The following is a 16,170-nucleotide window of genomic DNA, read 5'->3' as shown; positions in this document are numbered from 1 at the left end:
CCTGCGATACCGACTGATGAATTCGTTCGATGTACTGCGTGACTCCCTGTACTTCTTCAAACGCAATCTGGGCCAGATCGTGCAGCTGTGCCTGCCCCTGGTGATTTTCGAGGCGCTGCTGCAGCAAGTGGTCGACCACTCCACCGAGCCGGACAGTTTCCCGGGCATCAGCGTGATTGTCGGCCTGTTGATCTACCCGCTCTACACCGCGGCCCTGATCCTGTTTCTGGACGCGCGCAGCCGGGGTGAATCACCCCGCACCCGCGACCTGCTGGCCATGTCGGCCACCTTGTGGCCGCGCTTTGCGTTGCTCACCGCACTAAACACCCTGTTGATCCTGCTCGGCCTGTCGCTGTATTTACTGCCGGGCATCTGGCTGATGGTGACCCTGGCGTTTGGCGAGTACCTGCTGGTGCTGCGCGGCCTGGCGCCGCTGGCCGCGATGAAGGAAAGCCTGCGCCTGACCCGCGGCAATTTCCTGCGCATCCTCGTGTGCATCCTGTGTGTGATGGGCCCGTTGTGGATCCTCAAGGGCGCGACCCTGGCGGTTTATCCCGAGCCGCAGAACCCGGTGATCTCACTGCTGATCGACAGTGCCCACAGCTTCCTGCAACTGTTCACCAGCGTGGTGCTGTTCCGCTTGTTCATGCTGATCAGCGATGCCCCCGAAAAAATCGATGGGCCGCTTTGACTGTCGCGGGCCTTGGGGTTACCTGCTGCGCTCGGTTATGCTCGGGCTCAACTTATGTAACGCGATAAAAGCCGAGCCATGACCCGTCTACTGCGCTACACCCTGGTGGGCCTGCTGCTGTTGATCGGCCTGGCCGCCATGATTGCCAACCTGACCTGGCGCCCCGATGCCAAGGAAGTGTTGCCGGTCAGCTGCAATGCCCAGGCCCCCACGCTGGTGCCCGGTCAGGCGCTGAAGGTGATGACGTGGAACGTGCAGTACCTGGCAGGTAAACGCTACGTGTTCTGGAACGACCTGGCCCAGGGCGAGGACGAAGGCCCGACGCCGGAAGACATGGCCTTCAGCCTGGACGAGGTGGCCCGGGTAATCCGCGACGAGCTCCCGGATGTGGTGCTGCTGCAAGAGCTGGACGATGGCGCCAAAGCCAGCGACTACCAGAACCAGCTCAAACTGTTGCAGGAACGACTTACCGATTTGTACCCCTGCAGCGCCCACGCCTTCGACTGGAAAGCCGAATTTGTTCCCGACCCGCATATTTACGGCAGCGTTGGCCGCCAACTCGCGACCCTGAGCCGTTATCAGATCGAGCACGCCGAACGCCTGCAATTGCCCATCGCGCCAGCCAATTTCATCAGCCGCCAGTTCGAGCCGAAAAACGCCCTGCTGGTGACTTATCTGCCGCTGAGCGACGGTGGTCAGATCGCCCTGCTCAACACGCACCTGGACCGCGCCAGCCAGCCTGACGAAACCCTGCAGAATCAAGTCAGCGCCGTGGGCAAGGTGCTCGACCGCTACGAAAGCCGAGGCACGCCGTGGCTGTTGGGCGGTGATTTCAACCTGCTGCCGCTGGGTCAATTCCAGCGCCTGCCCAACGAGCAACGCACCCCCTACTCAGCCGACAGCGCGCTGCACGTGCTGTGGGACAGGTACCCGATGATCCCGACCAACAATGAAGCCAGTGGAGCCGACCGGGCGCTCTGGCTGACCCACTACCCGAATGATCCGGGCCTGAACGGGCCGGACCGCACGGTTGATTACCTGTTCTACAGCCCACGAATCAAACGGGTCGAAGCGCTGGTGAGGCAGGACGACACGTTGCGCATCTCCGATCACTTGCCGGTGATTGCGCGGTTTCTGTTACCCGCATCGCCGTAATCCAACCTGGATACAGAATCTGGTAGTGAGCCTCTGCTCGCGATAGCGTTCGCAGGACCTGCCTGCGGTATCAGAGCACGCCGTACTGCTGGGCAGTCGTTTTCTCATGAGCGGCTGTCTGGAGCAGGTTCAGATGCTCCATGGGCTTTCCAGTGCTTTGGATGGTGGCCCAGGCCCGTGTCGAGCCAAAATAGTAAAAATGTCTTCGCAGACCATGAAAAAACTGGGCAACCCATCTCCCCGGTGACGCCCTATGTGGTTATTGTTCGGGCACAACAACACCGTCGTCAGAACGGAAGCAGTCGGCGCAAAAATTGCCTGGATGTCGTACCCATCCAATCCGAGGTTTGCCGTGGCTGCGTACAATCTGCGTCAACTGAAATACTTCATCACCACCGTCGAATGCGGCAGCGTCGCCGAGGCTTCACGCAAGCTGTATATCGCCCAGCCCGCGATTTCCACGGCGATCAAAGGCCTGGAAGACAGCTTCGGCGTGCAGTTGCTGATTCGCCATCACGCCCAGGGCGTGTCATTGACGCCCAGCGGTGGCCGCTTCTATCGCAAGGCCCAGGAACTGCTGCGCATGGCCAAGGAGTTCGAACAGAACGCCCTGGCCGATAACGACGTGGTGGCCGGGCAAATCGATATCGGCTGCTTTGAAACAGTTGCACCGCTGTACCTGCCGCAGTTGATCGCCGGCTTCTCTGCGCTATACCCCGGTGTGAAAATCCGCATTCGCGACGGCGAGCAGCAAGAGCTGGTGCAGGGTCTGACCTCAGGCGCTTTCGACCTGGCGATCCTGTACGAACACGACCTGGATGCGACCATCGAAACCGAACCGCTGATGCCGGCGCAGCGGCCTTATGCTTTGCTGCCAGAGGATCATCGTTTCGCCCGGCTCAAGCAGGTGTCGCTGCGGGACCTGTGCCTGGAGCCGATGATCCTGCTGGACGTGCAGCCCAGTCGAACTTACTTCGTCAGCCTGTTCGAAGAGCTCGAACTGACACCGCACATCGCTTTCAGCTCGCCGTCGATCGAGATGGTCCGGGGCATGGTCGGGCAAGGATTCGGCTTCTCGATCCTGGTAACCCGGCCGCACTCGGAATGCACTTATGACGGCAAGAAGGTGGTGTGCGTGGACATCGCCGAGGCAGTCACCGGCTCCGGGCTGGTGGCGGCGTGGTTGAAACGCGGGCAGTTGACCAAGCCGGCGCAGTTGTTTGCCGATTACTGCCGGGAGCAGCTGACGGCCAAGGCGGCCTCTTGAATGTCAAAAGATCGCAGGCTCCCGCATCGGAATGCCCGCCAACACAGGAACTGGCGCAGCCTGCGAACTTTTGATCCTCAGCCTTTGCGCGGTTTTATGCGCGCCGTCGCCTCCGCCACCAACGGATCATCCGGCCAGTAATGCTTGGGGTATCGTCCTTTCAAGTCCTTCTTCACCTCGGCGTAGGTACTGCGCCAGAAGTTCGCCAGGTCCTGGGTCACTTGCACCGGCCGGCGCGCCGGGGATAGCAGGTGCAGTTTCACCACCTGCCTGCCGCCGGCGATGCGCGGAGTGTCCGACAGACCGAACAATTCCTGCAAGCGTACCGCCAGGATCGGTGGCTGCTCGCTGTAATCCAGGCGGATCGACGAGCCCGACGGCACGCTCAGGTGATGCGGCGCCTGCTCGTCCAGGCGTTGCGGCAGCGGCCAAGGCAACAGGTTGTGGACGATGCTCGACAGGTCCAGGTTGCTGAAATGGCTCAGCCGCGAGACCTTGCCCAGATACGGCATCAGCCAGCGTTCAAGGCTTTTGAGCAACGCGGCGTCGCTGACGTCCGGCCATTCGCTCTCGCCCTTCCCCGCCAGATCCAGCTGGCGCAGCAGCGCCACTCGCGCTTGCCACTGGCGCAGCTCCGGGGTCCACGGCAATAGCTCCAGGCCCTTGCGCCGCACCAGGTTGACCAGCGCCTGACTCCGGGCGCTTTCATCCAGGCCGGTCAACGGCTCGCGGCTGAGGATCAGTTCCCCAACCTTGCGTTGGCGCTCGGCGCGCAACACGCCCTCGCGCTCATCCCAGTCAAGCTGGTCGACCACGCGCACTTGCTCGCACAGCACCGAGTCGAACAGCGCCGGATCAAAATCCGTCGCCAGGTAAATCCGTTCCTCTCGCTGGCCCTGGCGACTGCCCAGGTCGGCAATTACCAGCCACGCTTGCTTCATCAGGCTGTCCGCTTCGGCGAACAGCGCCGCCCGGCCGTTGGCCAGGCGATACTCGGCGCCGCCTGCACGGCGTTGCTGCGCCACGCGGTCGGGATAGGCCAGCGCTAACAACGCGCCCAGCCAGCGTGGATGTTCGGGATCACTGACCGCCTGCGTCGCCTTGCCCCGCAGGTAGCCGCGATACTGCCGTGCCAGTTGCCGCGCACGCTGGACGCCGCCCTGGGCGCCACGCGCGGCGCGTTCTGCGCCGGACAACAGCACCAACCGGCTATGCAGATCGGCACCGGCGCCGCGTAGGATATCGCGCTCCCCCAGCAGAGCCGCGACGTCGCAGGCCATGTCAGCCAACCCCAGGTCCTGGCCGCGCAACAGTAAATGACCAATACGTGGATGCGCCGGCAGCTCGGCCATGGCCTGGCCGTGGCGGGTCAGCGTCTCGCCATCCAGAGCGCCCAGGCGTTGCAGCAGATCCTGCGCCTGCGCATAGGCGGCGGCCGGCGGGATGTCGAGCCAGACCAGTTGCCCGGGCGTTACGCCCCAGCGACCGAGTTGCAAGGCCAGGCTGGCAAGGTCAGCCGAGAGGATTTCCGCACTGGCATAGGCCGCCAGCTGTTCGTGCTGATCCTGGGACCACAGGCGATAACACACCCCCGGCTCCAGGCGCCCGGCCCGGCCCGCACGCTGGGTGGCACTGGCACGGGAAATTCGCTGGGTGTCGAGGCGGGTCATGCCACTGCCGGGATCGAAGCGCGGCACCCGCGCCAGCCCGGCATCGATCACCACACGCACACCGTCGATGGTCAGGCTGGTCTCGGCGATGTTGGTGGCCAGCACTACTTTGCGCTTGCCCGCAGGAGCCGGCTCAATAGCCGCGCGCTGGGCGCCAAGGTCCAGCTCGCCGTGCAGCGGGCAGAGCAGAACCTGGGAACTGTCGCCCAGCGCATCGGCCAGCTGTTGATGCACCCGCCGAATTTCCGCCTGACCGGGGAGGAACACCAGGACGCTGCCGGCTTCATCGTTCAAGGCTTCAAGTATTGTCTGCACCAGCCGCGGTTCGATGAATTCACCCGCCTGGAACGGCCTGCCCCAGCGCATCGCCACCGGGTACATGCGCCCCTCGCTGCGCAGTATCGGCGCATCATCGAGCAAGCCGGCCAGGCGCTCGCCTTCGAGGGTGGCCGACATCAGCAGGATTTTCAGCGGCTGGTCTTCCCGGAACAGCTCCCGGCCGTTGAGGCTCAGGGCCAAGGCCAGGTCGGCATCCAGGCTGCGCTCGTGGAATTCGTCGAAGATCAACAGGCCCACGCCTTCCAGGGCCGGGTCATCCTGCAGGCGTCGGGTGAGGATACCTTCGGTTACCACTTCGATACGGGTGTTGGGCCCCACCCGGCTGTCCAGGCGAATCCGATAGCCCACGGTTTCCCCGACCTTCTCGCCCAACTCACTGGCCAGGCGCTCCGCCGCCGCTCGCGCGGCCAGACGTCGTGGTTCGAGCATGAGGATGGTCTGACCGGCCAGCCAGGGCTCGTCGAGCAAGGCCAGTGGCACCCGAGTGGTCTTGCCCGCGCCGGGCGGTGCTTCGAGCACCGCTTCATGACGTGCGGCCAGGGCTTCACGCAGGGCGGGTAAAACTTCATCGATCGGTAAAGAAATCATGCTGGCTCCCAAACAGAGGCGCGAGTATAACGGCGAACTGCCTGGCGTTTCTCACGGTCCTAATTCATACCGACGACGCTTCGTTTTCCAGATGACTCAAGGAGATTCATATGCGTGCTCCCTTTCGCCTGATTGGTGGTGTTCTAGTTGCGACCCTGCTGACTCAAGTGACCGCCTGCGGATCGATCTTCTACCCTGATCGCCGCGGTCAGATCGATGGCAAGATCGATCCGGCCATTGCCGTGCTCGATGCCGTGGGCCTGCTGTTCTACATCGTCCCGGGCCTGATCGCCTTCGCCGTGGACTTCGCCACTGGCGCGATCTACTTCGAACCGGGGAAGACCGCCCAGGTCGCTCCGGAAAAGCTCCAGGAAGCGATTGGCGCCGACGGCAAGGTCGACAACCGCAAGTTGCAGACCATCCTGGAAACCGAACTGGGCCGCAGCTTCCCGCTGGATGATCCACGCCTGATCCAGCACAAGGGCAGCACCCAGCAGTTGGCCATGTTCGGCCTGCAACCCGCTGCATAAACCTTTTGCAAGGAACCGCCGCACCTATGATCTCAAGCTCCGAACACGCCCGCCTGCTGCGGCTGGCGACCCGTGCCTCGGTGGCGGTGGCCTGTACGCTGATCGTCGCCAAAGCCATTGCCTGGTGGTTGAGCGGCTCGGTCAGCATGCTCGCCGGGCTTACCGATTCGACGCTGGACGGCGTCACTTCGATGCTCAACCTGCTGGCGGTGCATTACGCCCTGCGCCCGGCCGATGACGATCACCGCTACGGCCATGGCAAGGCCGAGTCGCTGGCCGGTATGGCCCAGGCGTTGTTCATTGGCGGGAGTGCGGTGCTGATCGCCCTGCAGGCGTTTGACAGGCTGCAGCACCCCGAACCGATAGGCGCAGCCTGGATCAGCATCGGGGTGATCCTGTTCTCCCTGGCACTGACCCTGGCGCTGCTGATGCTGCAGCATCGCGTGGTCAAGGCCACCGGCTCCAATGCAGTGCGCGCCGACTCGCTGCACTATCGCTCGGACATGCTGCTCAACGGCAGCATCCTGGTGGCACTGGTGCTGGCGGCGTTCGGCTGGCATCAGCTGGATGCGTGGTTCGGGCTGGGCATCGCCGCCTACATCTTGTGGAGCGCCATCCAGATCGCCCGGGAGAGTTTTACCGTGCTGATGGATGAAGAACTACCACTGGATGTCAGCCAGCACATGCTTGAACTGGCCTGCAGTGTACCGGGCGTGCTGGGTGCGCATGACTTGCGCACCCGGGTCTCGGGCAACCAGTGGTTCGTGCAGTTACACCTGGAGCTGCCCGGCGACCTGACCCTGTCAGTGGCCCACGGCATCAGCGACCAGGCCGCCGATGCCATCCACGCCGCCTACCCACGGGCCGAGGTGTTGGTGCACGCCGACCCGCAGGAAGTGGTGCAAGCGGCCCGCGCTCAGAATTTGACCTGATAACCGCGACTGCCAAGGCAGTTGCCCTGGGCCTGACGGTAGATCTGCACCACCGAGGGGTCCGGCTGATAAGTGTCGGCACGTGGATCGAAACCACTCTGCTCGACTGCATAGCGGTAGCAGTCGTAGCCGTCCTGATTGACCTGCTCCGGCGACTGTCCATTGGCCGGATAAGCTTCAACGTCGTAACCGTTGCTGGCCGACTGCGGCAGCGGTTGTCCCGGTGGCTCGACCACCACGTAATCCCGGGTGCTTTCCTGATAGGCGTAGTACGAACCGGCCGCCAGGAACAGCAGCGAACCGCCGATCCACACCTCGCGTGCGTAATCGGGCAGGTAGCCCACGCGAATCCCGCGCGGCGGTTGCACCACCACATAACGTGGCCCCTGTGGACGGTACCAGTAGCCGCCCGAGTAGAAGTAATCGCGGCCACCGTAGGGCACACGATAATCACGGTCCGGGAAGCGGTCGATCACGTGCCCTGGACGATACTGCGGCCCTGGCCCCCAGCCATTACCGTGCCCAGGCGGGCGACCGGGCCAGCGATTGTCATCACGATGGTCATCGGGACGCGCCCCCGGCCCGCCGACTTGCCACTGCGGGTTACCGTCATTGCGCCGTGGCACATCCTGATAATAGCCCCGCTGAGGTTGCTGGGTCTGGCGCACGCTGTCGGGGCGACCCTGGATCGGCAGGTCATTGGCGGGTAACTGGGGTGGAGGCGGCGGTGGCCGCACCGGGCTGTTGTAATCCGGTGGCGGGCGGCTTTGCCCGTTGCGATTGTGTCCGTTCTGCTCGAACTGTCGGCTATTGTCGCCACGAATGATGTCGTTGCCCTGCCCGCGGGGCTGATTATTCTGCTGAGGCGCATTCTGCGGGCGCTGCGCATGATCGTTGCCACCGCGCCCCGGATTGTTACCCTGGTGACCCTCACCTTGCTGTACACCGTCAGGCCCCCGATTGTGCGGCTCGTCAGCCAGCGCCTGGGTGGTGACACTGATGCACAGCAAACCAACACCGGCCAAACGCCAGATGCGCGACTTCATGCTTTTCCTCACAGTAGCTCAGGGCTTGTACGTAAGACTGGGAAAGCACAGGCCGGTTCTGCAACAGGTTATCAGTCGCGCAGTATTTTTCGCAGGCATTAAAAAAGGGAGACCCGTCGGCCTCCCCTTGAGAACTTCGTCCGTGCTCGACGCTTATGACGTCGGCTCACCTCACGCCGTCTTCTGGACAGTGTGCAGCTCGGAGGCCGGCACATCCCCGGTGGGGGTGGCGGCCGCAGCTGGCCTGATTGGGCGAGCTGCAGTGGACTATTTGTCCGAGCAGTGATTCTGGTAATAAGAATAGGCTTGAGGCTGCGGCAGAGGATTGCGAAGATTGCTGAATTAAACATCACTTGCGCAATTTTTAACCCTGGATAGATAATCCGCCGCAATAGTTATGATAAAGGCCTGAATGATGAGCAAACTCGACCGATACGACTTGAGCATTTTGGCGGAATTGCAGCGTGATGCGCGCATCTCCAATCAGGAGCTGGCCGAACGCATAGGGCTGTCGCCTTCCCCTTGCTCACGTCGGGTCAAGCAGTTGGAGGACGACGGCTACATCACCCGCCAGGTGGCCCTGCTGGATCGCAAGATGCTCGGCCTGAGCCTGACCGCGTACGTGCTGATCGGCATGGACCGGCACACGCCGGAACGCTTCGAGAACTTCGAAGCGGCGATCCGCACTTTGCCCCAGGTGCTCGAATGCAGCCTGGTGACGGGGATGGACGCCGACTATCAGCTCAAGGTAGTGGTGCCGGATATGGATCACTACCAGAAGCTGCTGCTGGGGCACTTGACCCGGATTGACGGGGTGACGAGTGTGCGCTCGAGTTTTGTGTTGAACCAGGTTTTGAACAGTACCGAACTGCCTTTGACGCATCTGCGCAGTTGAAGACGCCATCGCGGGCAAGCCCGCTCCCACAGGTTTTGTGTTGAACTCACGATTGTGAGCGAGCACAAACCCTGTGGGAGCTGGCTTGCCAGCGATAGGGCCGGCGAAGGCGACCAATGACTGCGGCACACCGACGCAGGTCAATGCTGCGCGAACCTTGCGTGGCGTATACTCGCCCCCCGCAATTTTAGCCGCGTCCACGCCGGAGAGTTTCGATGGATCCTGCCGTATTCGAAGAGTGGATGATGACCGGACTGGTCACCATCCTGATCATATTCATGGGTTTCATCGTCTGGGATCTGGCGAAGAAATCCAAGGCCGGCCGCTTCGGTTCAATGATTCTGTTCTTCGTGCTGGGCCTGGGTGTGGCCGCGTTCGTCATCAAGAGTGTGGTGATCGGCCTGATCGAATCCGGCGCCTTATAAACGCGCCGGCACTTCCTTCCACTGGCCTTGATCGAGCCCTTCGATCGACCAGTCGCCAATTCTGACGCGCACCAGACGCAAGGTCGGCAAACCCACGGCAGCCGTCATGCGCCGCACCTGGCGGTTGCGGCCCTCGCGAATCACCAGTTCCAGCCAACTGGTGGGCACACTCTTGCGAAAACGCACGGGTGGGTTGCGCGGCCAAAGCTGCGGCTCGTCCAGCTGCCGCGCCTCGGCGGGCAAGGTCATGCCGTCATTGAGCTCGACGCCATCGCGCAAGCGCTGCAGCTGCACAGCGTTCGGCTCGCCTTCCACTTGCACCCAGTAGGTCTTGGCCAGCTTGTGTTTCGGGTCGGCGATGCGCGCCTGCAGCTGTCCGTCATTGGTCAGCAACAGCAAGCCTTCGCTGTCGCGATCCAGACGTCCGGCCGGGTATATGCCGGGTATCTCGATGTAATCCTTGAGCGTCGCCCGCCCTTCGCCGTCGCTGAATTGAGTCAGCACATCGAATGGCTTGTTGAACAGGATCAGCCGGGGTTCGGCAGGCGGCGCTTTGGCGACCCGGCGCGGGGCCGAAGCCGATGGCGCAAGGTTCGCACCGGGGCGGCGGGAAGCAGGACGTGGGGGACGAGACATGGCGAAGAGAACATCTAACGGTCAGGGCTGCTAATGCTAGTGCCCTGACCGCCAAATGACCATGAGAACAATCAGCGGAACGGCGGCTCGTCGAAGCTGCGCAGTTTGCGCGAGTGCAGCGAGTTGAGTTCGGTGCGCAACAGGTCCACCGCTTCGATGCCAATCTTCAAGTGCTGGCTGACCGCACGCTCGTAGAACGCGTTCGCCGAGCCCGGCAGCTTGATTTCACTGTGCAGCGGCTTGTCCGAAACGCACAGCAACGTGCCATACGGCACCCGCAAGCGATAGCCCTGGGCGGCAATGGTGCCGCTTTCCATGTCCACCGCCACGGCGCGGGACAGGTTGATCAGCGGACGCTCCTGGGCCCAGCGCAATTCCCAGTTACGGTCGTCGTAGGTCAGTACGGTGCCGGTGCGCAGACGCTTCTTCAGCTCGTCGCCCTTCTCGCCAGTGATGTTCGCCGCCGCCTGCTGCAAGGCCATCTGCACTTCTGCCAGGGCCGGAATCGGGATATTTGGTGGCACCACCCGGTCGAGAATGCCGTCGCGCCGCATGTAGGCGTGAGCCAGCACGTAGTCGCCGATGGTCTGGGACTGACGCAGGCCACCACAGTGGCCGATCATCAGCCAGCAATGCGGGCGCAGTACCGCCAGATGATCGGTGATGTTCTTCGCGTTGGAGGGGCCGACGCCGATATTCACCAGGGTCACGCCATGACCATCGCTGGCGATCAGGTGATAGGCCGGCATCTGGTAGCGATGCCACACCACGCCTGCGGCAATGGCCGATGCCTCGCCGTGGTCCATGCTCTTTTCAATGATCACGTTACCCGGCAGTACCATGCGCACGAAACGCGGGTCGCTGCGCAACTGCTCAAGGCCATGCACGATGAACTGGTCGACGTAGCGGTGGTAGTTGGTCAGCAGGATCCACGGCTGCACATGGCGCCAGTCGCTGCCGGTGTAGTGCACCAGGCGACGCAGGGAGAAATCCACCCGTGCGGCGTCGAACAGGGCCAGTGGCAGCGGGTCGGTGTTTTCCCAGTCGTACAGGCCGTCGGCAATGCCATCGGTGGCGGCGGACAGGTCGGTACTGGGGAAGACGCGTGCCAGGACGGCAGCCGTTACCCCGGACCCCGCCAGCTCGTCGCCTTGCTCAACCACGTACGGATAAGGAATGTTCTGCTGGCTGATCCCGACTTCCACGGTCACGGTGAAGTCATGCATCAGCGGCACCAGCTGTTCGAGCAGGTATTTGCGAAACGCCGCAGGGTGAGTGACGGTGACGCTGTAAGTGCCCGGCAGTTGAACCTTGGCGTAGGCGCGGGTGGTCTGCGGCACTTCGCCCTGGCAGTGATAGGTCAGACGCAGTTCGGGATAACGAAACATCGCACGCTGTTCGGCGTCCGGTTCTATACGATCCTTGAGGTAACGCTTGAGCGCCTGATTCAGCGCAGTGGTTGCACGTTCGTGCAAGAGCGCAAGCCGATCCACGGCTTGCTCGGCGGTTTGAACGACAATAAAAGCTTCGGTCACGATCAGCATCCTGTGTTCTGACTTGCAGAGCTTCATCTTGCCTGCATCGTCGTCGGACGGGAACAGTGAAAAAAAGATCGCAGCCTTCGGCAGCCCCTTGAAGAATCGCGAATCCCCGCAGGAGCTGCCGAAGGCTCGGGCCGCGTTCGGACGATCTTTTGCCCTTCAAGACATCTGCGGGGTTGATCGGGCGACGATCGCTTCAACCTCCAGGCCGCGTGGCAGCGCACCATACACGCGGCCGCTCGAGCCGAGTCGGCTGGCGATGAACGCATCACTGACGGCAGCATTACCCGCCTCCAGCAACAACCTGGCCTGCAAACCCAGGGCGATGTCCTCGGTGAGCTGGCGGGCTCGGTACTGGATATCGCCCGTGTCCTTGAATGCTGCGTGCAGCCGCTGGATATGCGCCGCCAGGCGCTTGTCGCCATGGCCATCGCCCAGTTCATTGAACAGCACATCGAGCACGCCGGGCTCTTTCGACAACGCCCGCAGCACGTCCAGGCACTGCACGTTGCCGGAGCCTTCCCACGTTGAGTTCACCGGCGCCTCGCGGTACAGGCGCGGCAGGATGCTGTCCTCGACATAACCCGCACCGCCCATGCATTCGGCGGCTTCGTTGATCATGGCCGGTGCACGTTTGCAGATCCAGTACTTGCCCACGGCGGTCACCAGCCGGGCGAATTTTGCTTCATGATCGTCAGCCAAATGATCCAGGGCGCGGCCCATGCGCAGGCTCAAGGCCAGGGCCGCTTCGCTTTCCAGGGCCAGGTCCGCCAGCACATTCTGCATCAGCGGTTGCTCACTCAGCAGCCTGCCCCCGACGCTGCGATGCGCGCAGTGATGGCTCGCCTGGGTCAAGGCCTGGCGCATCAGCGAACTGGAACCGACCATGCAATCAAAGCGAGTCATGGCCACCATCTCGATGATGGTCGGCACCCCGCGCCCTTCCTCGCCGACCATCCACGCCAGCGCGCCGCGAAACTCTACTTCGCTGGAGGCATTGGAGCAGTTGCCGAGCTTGTTTTTGAGGCGCTGGATGTAGAACTGGTTGCGAGTGTCGTCCGGGCGATGGCGCGGCAACAGGAAGCAGGTCAAGCCTTTGTCGGTCTGGGCCAGCGTCAGGAACGCATCGCACATCGGCGCCGAGCAGAACCACTTGTGACCCACCAGTTCGTACGCCTGGCCCGGCCCACTGGCGCCAACCGGATAAGCCTTGGTGGTGTTGGCCCGTACATCGGTGCCGCCCTGTTTCTCGGTCATGGCCATGCCGATGGTGACGCCCGCCTTGTGCGCCATGCCGATGTTGCGTGGATCGTATTCGGTGGCGAGGATTTTCGGCAGCCAGATGTCAGCCAGATTTGGCTGCAGGCGCAGGGCCGGCACGCTGGCAAACGTCATGGTCAGCGGGCAACCACTACCGGCTTCGGCCTGGCTATGCAGATAGGTCATGGCAGCGCGGGCAACGTGCGCTCCCGGCTGCGGCTGCGCCCAGGGTAACGACGTCAGGCCATGCTCGACCGCCGTGCGCATCAACTCATGATAGGCCGGGTGAAATTCCACCAGGTCGATGCGATGGCCGTATCGGTCGTGGCTGGAAAATACCGGCTTGTTCTCGTTGGCCAGGAACCCGGCTGCCATCAACGGCCCACCGGCCAACGCACCGTAGGCATCAATGCGCGATTCGGCCCAGCCGGCGCCAAAATGCCGCGACCATTGCTGCAGCGGCAAATCCACGCGGTACAGGTTGGCGCCATCCAGCGACGGTGGCTGGTTGGTGACTTCGTGGGTTTCGGCGAACTGATGCAGGTTCATGACGGGGCTCCTTTGGTCGGCCAAGGGGTTTTCAGTTAAGCACTGCCCCCTGACCGTTCAAAGTGTCATACCTGCCTAATTGGCGGCGCTTTCGCCCTGTTCAAAACCCAGCACCCGGCGTTGCAGTGCTGCCTGCAAATCCTCGAACTTCACCGGCTTGCTCAAGTAGTCGATGAAACTGGCGCCGGTGCAGTGCTCGCGATCAATGCTCAAGGCAATCATGAAGACCGCAAGCTCGGCGCAGCCCGCCAGCGTACGGATCTGGCTACTGACAGACATGCCGTTCAATGGCGGCAATTGGCAGTCGAGCAATACCGCATCAAACGCCTCCCGCTGCAGGTAATCGAGTGCCGCGGACCCGCTGTCGGCCGTGCGCACCTGGTACCCGAGCTTGAGCAGCATGCCGCGGATAACCAATTGGTTGACGGTGTTCTCATCCACCAACAGCACCTTGCAATCTCGCGGCTGGCGCAGGCGCGAGTAATGCTGTGAGGTGCGGGGCGGGGATTGCGTTATTGACAGTTCAAATTCGACATCCAGCTGGAACCGACTGCCGCGACCTGGCTCGGAACGGTGCGTCAGTCGCCCCCCAAGCAACTCGACCAGCTGCCGACAAATGGCCAGACCCACGCCCAGCCCGCCATACTCGCGGGTCATTGAGCCATCGAGCTGGAAGAAGCGCTGATACATGGTCGCCTCCCCCAGGTCGGTAAAACCGATACCGGTATCAATCACCGCAAAACACAGCGCCATTCTTCCAGGTTGCGCGGGTTTGCCTGTGACGCGCAGCGCCAGCCCGCCGACCCGGGTGAACTTGATCGCATTGTCCAGCAGGCATTCCAGGCATTGCGTCAGCTTGGCGCTATCACCGTGCAGGCGGTCCGGAAGGCCGGGTGTCACATCGACCTTGAAGTCCAGCAACTTGCTCAGGGCATTGCCCTCGAACTGCACGCGCAAGGCTTCGATCACGCTGCGCAAACTGAACGACGCCGCGCTGGCCGAAAGCCTGCCGGCCTGCAATTCGGTCAACGTGAGGATGCCGTTGACCATGCGCATCATGTCCCGGGCAGATCCCGCCGCTGTTTGCTGGTACTGCTCCAGCTCCGGATCCATCTCGACGGTTTGCATCAGCTCCAGCGAACCGATGACCCCGTTCATGGGCGTGCGCAACTCGTGGGTCAGGGTGGCGAGGAATTCGTCTTTGAGCCGGTTGCTGTGGGCCAGTTGCTGGTTCAGCACTTCGAGCTTCTGCCCGGCATCAAACAGGGTCTGCGCCTGCTGCTCGCGCATGGCATTGATGCGGTCGGCCAGCGCCAGGGACAGAAGTGCCACTTCGATGGCCGAACCGATCTGACTGGAATACATGGTCAGGAACACGTTTGGCAGGTAACCCAGGACCATCAGTGTGTTGATGATGCCGCCGAGCAAAAAGGCCGACCAGGCAATGATGAAATACCGCGCCACGCGCAAACCGCGCAGCCAGGCGAAGATCCCTGCGGCAAAAATCACCACGGTGAAAGTCAGCGCCAGGGCCGTGGCCAGGCGCAGGGCCAGGGCGTAGCTGGTCATGAGGGACAAACCAATGACCACTGCGCCAAACACAACCAGCGCCAGCAACAAGCGATCGAGCCAGCGACTGTGGGTGGCCGTCTGCAGGAAGCTGCGGGCGAACTGACTGCCAAACAACCCGGAACAGCCGATGAAGAACGGCGTGGCGGCATTGGCCCACCATGGACTGTCCGGCCAGAAATATTGCACGGCCGCACCGTTCACCGACAGTTGGTACAAGCCGAACGAGGCAATATAGAAGATGTAATAGAGGTAGCTGGTGTCCCGCACGCTCAGGTAGATGAACAGGTTGTAGACCAGCATCCCCAGCAACACACCGTAGATCAGGCCCAGCACGTACAGGCGCAGCGGTTGCTCTTCGAGGAACGCGGTACTGGACCACAAGGTCACCGGCGCCTGGATCGATCCCTCGCTTTGCAGGCGCAGGTACAGGGTTTGCGCCTGGTCGGGGGTGAAATCGAGATCGAACAGGTAATTGTTCTGGCGAATTTCGCGGGTGGAGAAAGGCAAGGCATCGCCGGTCTGGCGCACCAGTCGGTATTCGCCAGCAGCGTCGGGTAAATACAGATCCAGATGATCGAGGGGCGGGTAGGCCAGTTCCAGCAGCCAGGTTCTTTGCGCCGCTGGATTCTTCGGACGATAGTGCAAGTCGATTTTCAGCCAGAACGCTGAACGCGAATAGCCGGCGTTGAGGGTGGCATTATCGTGGGGCTTGAACCGTCCTGCGGCATCCTCGGCACGGACGTCGGCAATGGTCGCTTGCCCGCCCGCGTCTTCGAACACTTGCAGGGTTCGGCCCAATGGCAGGCTTTGAGTGTTCTCGTCGAATTCGACTGCGCTCGCCAAAAGGGGCAAGCAGAGCAGCAACATCAGCAAATAGCGCATCTAAGCCCCAGCGTGGCCGGTCCGGTTATCTCAGGAAGCCCCTCATTCCCTTTGAGTAGACGTAAAACCGGTATTACCTGTTATTGATTTGGATCCACTCTAGCATAGCCGTTAGTGGCCAATGAACACCATTGAAAAATATACTCGAAAGGCTCTAGTACGGGCTTTGCAGCGCTATCTATTGAGCTAGAG

At 62.1% G+C, this 16,170-nt stretch carries 13 protein-coding genes; 7 read left to right on the top strand and 6 right to left on the bottom strand.

Going from position 1 to position 16,170, the window contains the following annotated elements:
- Nucleotides 1–16 precede the first annotated feature (16 nt).
- From IMW75_RS14940 to IMW75_RS14930, 3 genes are all read left to right on the top strand, one after another.
- Nucleotides 17–691: a YciC family protein gene (locus IMW75_RS14940; protein WP_205893056.1), complete on the top strand. Its 675-nt coding sequence runs from the start codon at nucleotides 17–19 to the stop codon at nucleotides 689–691.
- A gap of 78 nt (nucleotides 692–769) precedes the next feature.
- On the top strand, nucleotides 770–1,846 hold the full coding sequence (locus IMW75_RS14935; RefSeq protein ID WP_205893055.1) for an endonuclease/exonuclease/phosphatase family protein: 1,077 nt from the start codon (nucleotides 770–772) through the stop codon (nucleotides 1,844–1,846).
- 352 nt (nucleotides 1,847–2,198) lie between these two features.
- Nucleotides 2,199–3,113: a LysR substrate-binding domain-containing protein gene (locus tag IMW75_RS14930; protein WP_205893054.1), complete on the top strand. Its 915-nt coding sequence runs from the start codon at nucleotides 2,199–2,201 to the stop codon at nucleotides 3,111–3,113.
- 77 nt (nucleotides 3,114–3,190) lie between these two features.
- Here the strand turns inward: IMW75_RS14930 and hrpB are convergent, their stop codons facing one another.
- On the bottom strand, nucleotides 3,191–5,710 hold the full coding sequence (gene hrpB, locus IMW75_RS14925; RefSeq protein WP_205893053.1) for an ATP-dependent helicase HrpB: 2,520 nt from the start codon (nucleotides 5,708–5,710) through the stop codon (nucleotides 3,191–3,193).
- A 110-nt stretch (nucleotides 5,711–5,820) separates the two neighbouring features.
- On the opposite strand from hrpB, the gene IMW75_RS14920 reads away from it, so the two are divergent.
- Together IMW75_RS14920 and IMW75_RS14915 are read left to right on the top strand one after the other, a co-directional pair.
- A complete protein-coding gene (locus IMW75_RS14920) occupies nucleotides 5,821–6,240 on the top strand; it encodes a hypothetical protein (protein ID WP_045062063.1) in 420 nt (139 codons plus the stop codon).
- Between the two features lie 26 nt (nucleotides 6,241–6,266).
- Complete coding sequence (locus tag IMW75_RS14915; RefSeq protein WP_205893052.1) at nucleotides 6,267–7,172, top strand: cation diffusion facilitator family transporter; 906 nt, start codon at nucleotides 6,267–6,269, stop codon at nucleotides 7,170–7,172.
- Here IMW75_RS14915 and IMW75_RS14910 read toward each other — a convergent pair.
- Complete coding sequence (locus IMW75_RS14910) at nucleotides 7,157–8,218, bottom strand: DUF6515 family protein (RefSeq protein ID WP_045062065.1); 1,062 nt, start codon at nucleotides 8,216–8,218, stop codon at nucleotides 7,157–7,159. The two genes, IMW75_RS14915 and IMW75_RS14910, sit on opposite strands and share 16 nt — an antisense overlap.
- Before the next feature lie 415 nt (nucleotides 8,219–8,633).
- Here IMW75_RS14910 and IMW75_RS14905 point away from each other — a divergent pair, with 415 nt between their 5' ends.
- Both IMW75_RS14905 and IMW75_RS14900 read left to right on the top strand, forming a co-directional pair.
- The gene (locus tag IMW75_RS14905; RefSeq protein WP_045062103.1) at nucleotides 8,634–9,113 is read left to right on the top strand and encodes an Lrp/AsnC family transcriptional regulator; all 480 of its coding nucleotides are present in this window, start codon (nucleotides 8,634–8,636) and stop codon (nucleotides 9,111–9,113) included.
- Between the two features lie 215 nt (nucleotides 9,114–9,328).
- Complete coding sequence (locus IMW75_RS14900; RefSeq protein ID WP_045062067.1) at nucleotides 9,329–9,538, top strand: DUF2788 domain-containing protein; 210 nt, start codon at nucleotides 9,329–9,331, stop codon at nucleotides 9,536–9,538.
- Here IMW75_RS14900 and IMW75_RS14895 read toward each other — a convergent pair.
- From IMW75_RS14895 to IMW75_RS14880, 4 genes are all read right to left on the bottom strand, one after another.
- Nucleotides 9,533–10,174, bottom strand: coding sequence for a pseudouridine synthase (locus tag IMW75_RS14895; protein WP_045062068.1), 642 nt, complete (start codon nucleotides 10,172–10,174; stop codon nucleotides 9,533–9,535). The two genes, IMW75_RS14900 and IMW75_RS14895, sit on opposite strands and share 6 nt — an antisense overlap.
- Nucleotides 10,175–10,245: 71 nt before the next feature.
- Nucleotides 10,246–11,745: an AMP nucleosidase gene (gene amn / locus IMW75_RS14890; protein ID WP_177328595.1), complete on the bottom strand. Its 1,500-nt coding sequence runs from the start codon at nucleotides 11,743–11,745 to the stop codon at nucleotides 10,246–10,248.
- Nucleotides 11,746–11,874: 129 nt separating this feature from the next.
- Nucleotides 11,875–13,524 (bottom strand): acyl-CoA dehydrogenase family protein, encoded by a 1,650-nt coding sequence (locus IMW75_RS14885; RefSeq protein WP_205893051.1) that lies wholly within the window; start codon nucleotides 13,522–13,524, stop codon nucleotides 11,875–11,877.
- A gap of 75 nt (nucleotides 13,525–13,599) precedes the next feature.
- Nucleotides 13,600–15,978 carry a hybrid sensor histidine kinase/response regulator gene (locus IMW75_RS14880; RefSeq protein WP_205893050.1) on the bottom strand — a complete coding sequence of 793 codons (2,379 nt, stop codon included), beginning with the start codon at nucleotides 15,976–15,978 and terminating at the stop codon, nucleotides 13,600–13,602.
- Between the last annotated feature and the right edge of the window lie 192 nt (nucleotides 15,979–16,170).

Origin of the sequence: Pseudomonas gregormendelii, from assembly GCF_017114825.1 — a bacterium.
Classification (GTDB): domain Bacteria; phylum Pseudomonadota; class Gammaproteobacteria; order Pseudomonadales; family Pseudomonadaceae; genus Aquipseudomonas; species Aquipseudomonas gregormendelii.
Note: the sequence above shows the minus strand (reverse complement) of the source record. Positions and strands in the feature narration are given on the sequence as shown.